This is a genomic window from Dactylosporangium salmoneum, assembly GCF_039532525.1.
Lineage (GTDB): Bacteria > Actinomycetota > Actinomycetes > Mycobacteriales > Micromonosporaceae > Dactylosporangium > Dactylosporangium salmoneum.
Genome location: NZ_BAAARV010000090.1, coordinates 1 through 1,503 on the forward strand (window position 1 = coordinate 1; position 1,503 = coordinate 1,503).

2 protein-coding genes are annotated in these 1,503 nt (G+C 70.8%); both read right to left on the reverse strand.

Annotation, left to right across the window (positions count from 1 at the left end; all coding sequences use genetic code 11):
• On the reverse strand, positions 1-716 hold a 716-nt coding region (locus tag ABD352_RS45450), incomplete at its 3' end, for a TolB family protein (RefSeq protein ID WP_344618838.1).
• A complete protein-coding gene (locus ABD352_RS45455) occupies positions 713-1,237 on the reverse strand; it encodes a SigE family RNA polymerase sigma factor (RefSeq protein WP_344618839.1) in 525 nt (174 codons plus the stop codon). The genes ABD352_RS45455 and ABD352_RS45450, both read right to left, overlap by 4 nt.
• Positions 1,238-1,503 lie beyond the last annotated feature (266 nt).

The following is a 1,503-nucleotide window of genomic DNA, read 5'->3' on the forward strand; positions in this document are numbered from 1 at the left end:
GCGTAGGCGATGTGCTGGCCGTCGGCGGACCACTTGGCGTGGAGGCCGACCTGCTTGGCCAGGGGCGTGAACGTGCCGGAGGCGACGTCGATGGTGCCCCAGGTCGGGGTGGCGTTGGAGGGGCCTTTGGCGGCGAGGAGGTGCTTGCTGTCGGTGGACCACTGCGGTTCGTAGCCGGGCCCGGGCACGCCGGTCAGGAGCGTGTGGGGGTGCTTGCCGTCGCGGTCGGTCACGACGAGCTTGTCGTGGTCCATGAAGGCGATGGCGGTGCCGTCGGGGGAGACGCTCGCCGTGTACTGCGGTCCGTTGACGGTGATGGGTTGGCCGTCGTCGAGGCGGATGATCGCGTCGGCGCCGGCCTTGAAGTAGTAGAGCCGGCCCGGCAGGCCGGAGACCGAGCCGGACGGCGGCGAGCTCGACGCGGACGACGGGGAGTCGCTCGGCTCGGCGGAGGCGCCGGCGCTCTCGCTGGCGCTGATGGCCGTGGTCGGGGAGTGCTCGCCGGCCGGGGTGGAGTCCCCGGCCGGGGGGCGGGTGAGTTGCCAGGCCAGACCGCCCGCCACGACCACCGCGACGATCGCGGCGGCGCCGCTCATGAGGCGCTGGTTGCGGCCGATGCGCTTCGAGCGGGCGAGCGAGCGGTCGAGGAAGTCGACCGGCTCGGCTCGCTCACCGATGCGGGCCAGGCTGTCGCGGAGCAGGTCGTCGTCGTTCATCGTCCGGTTCCCTCCGCCGCTCGGAGGTTCCCGAGCTCGGGTACGAGCTTGCGCAGACGCTCCAGGGCGCGATTGGTCTGCGTCTTGACGGTGCTGATCGACACGCCGAGCAGGTCGGCGGCCTCGGCCTCGGTGTGATCCTCGAAGTAGCGCAGGACCACCACGGCCCGCTGTTTGGCGCTGAGAGAGCGCAGCGCCCGCTCGACCGTCATCCGCCGGGTGATCGCCTCGGCGTTCTCGTTGCGGTGGTCGCTGCGGTCGGGTAGCTCGCCCGGCAGATCCTCGGCGACCTTGCGCCGGCGCCACACCGATACCTGCATGTGGTACATGATCCGGCGAGCGTAGGCCTCGGCGTTGCCGGTCTCGTGCAACCGGGCCCACGCCCGATGCGTGCGGGCCAGCGCCTCCTGGACCAGGTCCTCGGCCAAGTGCTGATCGCCGGTCAGCAGGTACGCCGAGCGCAGCAGCGCGTGGCTGCGCGCTCGGACGAACACCGCGTAGTCATCATCCCCGTGAACCATGACCAACCCGATCGACGTCGCTGAACAAGTCGCGACCGCCGAGTCTAGCGGCAAGATCGTTGCGGCGATGGCCGACATCGATGCTCCCAGGGCTGATCGGGTAGGGGTCAGGCGGCCACGTAGGCGATCAGGTCGGACTTGCTCAGCCCGGCCGGTTCGGTGCCGGTGGTCTTCACGGTGCGGTCGGCGTTGAGCAGCGTGAGCTTGCCCGGGGTGCGGACGAGGATCTCGCCGTTGGGCCGGAATGCGATGGCGCTGATGGTGCC